Annotated in this window: 2 protein-coding genes and 1 pseudogene; 1 reads left to right on the forward strand and 2 read right to left on the reverse strand. The window is 64.1% G+C overall.

Features of this window, described 5'->3' with window-relative positions:
- Positions 1 to 63: 63 nt before the first annotated feature.
- On the reverse strand, positions 64 to 1,215 hold the full coding sequence (locus ACW9JE_RS29400) for an MFS transporter (RefSeq protein WP_457434757.1): 1,152 nt from the start codon (positions 1,213 to 1,215) through the stop codon (positions 64 to 66).
- A 167-nt stretch (positions 1,216 to 1,382) separates the two neighbouring features.
- Here ACW9JE_RS29400 and ACW9JE_RS29405 point away from each other — a divergent pair, with 167 nt between their 5' ends.
- A complete protein-coding gene (locus ACW9JE_RS29405; protein WP_457434758.1) occupies positions 1,383 to 2,375 on the forward strand; it encodes a diaminopimelate epimerase in 993 nt (330 codons plus the stop codon).
- A gap of 131 nt (positions 2,376 to 2,506) precedes the next feature.
- Here the strand turns inward: ACW9JE_RS29405 and codA are convergent.
- Positions 2,507 to 3,752: pseudogene (codA, locus tag ACW9JE_RS29410) on the reverse strand (cytosine deaminase).
- Positions 3,753 to 3,876: the final 124 nt, after the last annotated feature.

Below are 3,876 nucleotides of genomic sequence, written 5' to 3' on the forward strand. Positions count from 1 at the left end.
GTCAGCATTCATTTTGAATGTGATGACGTCTTCGCGGGCAAGCCTCGCTCCTACAGATTTACGTCAGACTTTCAGGACTTTCCCGCCGATCGCCACTGCAATCAGCAGCACCGCCATCAGCGCAAAGGCAAAGCTCAAGCTCGCAGCATGCGCGATGAAGCCGATCACCGCAGGCCCGGCAAGAATCCCCGCATAACCCAGGGTGGTAATGGCCGGTACGGCGATGCTTTCCGGCATCACAGTCTGCTTGCCCACCGCCGTATACAGCACCGGTACGATGTTCGAGCAGCCGGCACCCAGCAGGGCATAACCCACCAGCGCCGCCTGCCAGCTCGGCACGAAGGTCGCCAGCAACAGCCCGAACGCGGCTAACGCACCACCGAACACCATCACCCGCGTCGCACCCAGCCGGCGCACGATCGAATCACCGGTCAACCGACCCACCGTCATGGTCAGCGCAAACGCCGCATACCCAAGCCCGGCGTAGGCTGTGTCGATCCCGCGTTCCTGCGCCAGGAACACCGCGCTCCAGTCCAGTGCCGCGCCTTCGGCGAGGAACACGATGAAGCACATCCCGCCGATGAACAGCACGATGCCGTGGGGTACCGCGAACGCCGGGCCCGAACTCTCGCTGCCGTAGGGCAGCAGATGCGGTGCCGCCTTCGCCAGCGCGACCAGCAACATCACGATCACCACCAGCATGGCGCCCAGCGGCGACAGCCCCAGGCCCAGCAACCCGCTGACTCCCGCCGCGCCGACGATCCCGCCGAGGCTGAACAGGCCATGGAAGCCCGACATCATGTTGCGGCCGCTGGCCCGTTCGACGATCACCGCTTGCAGGTTCACCGTCGAATCCACCGTGCCCAGGCCCGCGCCGAAAATGAACAAGGCTGCGATCAGCGCCGGGATCGACGACACCGTTGCCAGCAACGGCAGGGCGATGCAGATCAGCAGGGTGCCGCCAGTCGCAATCTTGCGGCAGCCGTAGCGGCCGGCGAGGATGCCGGCCAGGGGCATGGCCAGGATCGAGCCCACCCCCAGGCACAGCAGCAACAGGCCGAGGGTGCCTTCGTCCAGCCCGGCCCGGGCCTTGGCGTAGGGCACCAATGGCGCCCACGCGGCGATGCCGAAGCCGGCGATGAAAAAGGCGATGCGCGTGGACATCTGCTCCAGGCGCCCCGGTACGAAAGAGGTCTGGTTGTTGAGGTTGGTCATATCGATCCTTGGCGTAAAACTTCGCGTCCCCCAGGGACAGTGATCGACCGGTGAGGGTTCGACCGGCGTCCGTGCGGTTTGGCGATCCAGAAGCTGCACATCGTTGCACAGCAGGCGAGTGTTTCGCGATATGTTGAGGGCTTTCGATCATTCCAACGGGGGGCGTTATGGCGCGGATGTACGATGCGCGGGGCAATATCTACATGGTGGCTGCGCCCGAAGAGTTGCGACTTCAGGGCATCGCCTTGCCCGATCAGGCCAGCGCTGCCGCGCAGAGTCGCGAGGCCTGGGCACTGGCCGCCATCGAAGCCTGCTGCGCCTGGGCGCCCGGCACGCAACCGGTTGGTGCCAAGGAACATCGCAGCGACGGCTTGCTGGTGGGACCGTTCCAGGCATCGCCGCCCTTTGATCTGTTGATCGTCAACACCGACGGCACCCTGGCCGAGCGCAGCGGCAACGGGCTGACGATTTTCTCCCAGGCGCTGAGTGACCTGGGGCTTTTGCCGAAGGGCGAGGCCTGTGTGCTGCGGGTGCATCACGACAAGGCCGATGTGGTGTCGCCGGGGGAGACGTCGGTGAAGGCGGCGCAGGTCGAGGGTGTGCAGGGCTTCTGGCTGGATCTGGGCCAGCCCGGCTTCGGACCGGCGGCGGTCAGTGCCGTGGGCGTTGAAACGGTGGTGATGAACGGCCGTGAGCTCAGTCATGTGCAGCCGTTGTCGGCACTCAACGGTGCCTGGTCGCGCAGTCAGTTTGCGCGGGTGGGCAATCCGCATTGCGTGACGCTGGTGGATCGCGTCGAGGATCTGCCGAGCAATGAGCAGATGCGCGAGCCGGCGTTGGGCGAAGGTTTGACCCGTATCGCCTATGCCATGCCGGCGGGCGCCGGGCGACCGTGTCCGGCGGGGATCAACCTGCAATGGGCGACCCATGATGGCGGGCAGCGGGTGATTGCGCGGGTGTTCGAGCGCGGCGAGGGGCCGACGGCGTCGTCCGGGACCAGTGCAACGGCGGTCGCGTGTTCCGCGTGGCGGGTGGGTTGGGTGAAGGTCGGGGAGGTGAAGGTGGTAATGCCGGGTGGGACGGCGCCGATTTTGTTGGAGGAAGAGCAGGGAGAGCTGAGTCGGGTCAGCCTTTTCGGTATGGCGAAATTGGTCGGGTGAATTTGAAATAGCTTTCGCGAGCGAGCCCGCTCCCACAGTGGATTTGTGTGTTTCACAAATTTTGTGTTCACAGAAGATCCAAGGTGGGAGCGGGCTTGCTCGCGAAGGCGTCATCCCACGCGCCGCATGCCTCAGCTCAGACCAGAAAATTCCACCACCGGCATCGTCCGCTTCATCAACACCTTCCCCCCACGAATCGAATACAACGGCAACCCCTGACTGCGGATCACCTCGTAATCATTGGGCGCCGAGAGGATCAGCAGGTTCGCCGGCCGCCCCGCTTCCAGACCATACCGATCACCCAGGGCCATCGCCTTGGCGCTGTTGTCGGTGACCAGATCCAGCGCGCTTTGCAAGTTGCGATAACCGAGCATATGGCAGATGTGCAGGCCCGCTTCGAGGACCCGCAGGATGTTGCCGTTACCCAGTGGATACCAGGGATCGACGATCGAGTCCTGGCCGAAACACACGTTCATTCCGGCTTCGAGCAGCTCGCTGACCCGGGTCACGCCCCGGCGTTTGGGGAAGCTGTCGAAGCGCCCCTGCAGGTGAATGCTTTCGGTGGGGCAAGAGACAAAACTGATGCCTGAATGCCCGAGCAGGCGGAACAGTTTGGCGCAGTAGGCGTTGTCGTAGGAGCCCATGGCCGTGGTGTGGCTGGCGGTCACCCGCGAACCCATGTCGCGGCTGCGCGCCTCTTCGGCCAGCACCTCGAGAAAGCGCGAGTGCGGGTCGTCGGTTTCATCGCAGTGCACATCCACCAGGCAACCGGTGCGCTCGGCCAGGTCCATCAGGAACTTCACTGAGCTGACGCCCTGATCGCGGGTGTATTCGAAATGCGGAATGCCGCCGACCACGTCGGCGCCGATGCGGATCGCTTCCTCCATCAGCTCGCGGCCGTTGCGATAGGACTCGATGCCTTCCTGGGGGAACGCGACGATCTGCATGTCCACCAGATGCCGGCTTTCCTCTCGCACTTCGAGCATCGCCTTCAGCGCGGTCAGCTGTGGGTCGGTGACGTCGACGTGGGTGCGCACGTGCTGGATGCCGTGGGCGGCGAGGCTCTGAATGGTTTTTTTTTGCGCGGATTTTGGTGTCTTCAGGGGTGATGGTCGCCTTGCGCTCGCCCCAGCATTCGATGCCCTCGAACAGCGTGCCGCTCATGTTCCAGCGCGGCTCGCCGGCGGTCAGGGTGGCGTCGAGGTGAATGTGCGGCTCGACGAAGGGCGACACCACCAGGTTGCCACCGGCATCCAGATCGTCCGGGCCGAGGGTCGGGGCCTCGGTCTGCCGGGCGATGTTGCGGATCAGGCCGTTTTCCAGGTGCAACTCGTGAAGACCTTCCTGATTGCGCAGCCGGGCGTTGATGATGAGCATCGGGAGAGTCCTTTTAGTCATTCTTGGAGGCGGTCTGACTAAGTTAGCTCGGTGTCGGCGACCTGCGCCAGTTCAAATGTGGGAGCGGGCTTGCTCGCGAAGGCGGTGTGTCAGTCGATGAATC

Source organism: Pseudomonas sp. SDO55104_S430 (assembly GCF_054070595.1).

Excerpts from the sequence above, each read along its gene's own strand:
- ACW9JE_RS29400 (WP_457434757.1), bottom strand. The coding sequence starts at position 1,215 with ATGACCAACCTCAACAACCAGACCTCTTTCGTACCGGGGCGCCTGGAG.
- ACW9JE_RS29405 (WP_457434758.1), top strand. The coding sequence starts at position 1,383 with ATGGCGCGGATGTACGATGCGCGGGGCAATATCTACATGGTGGCTGCG.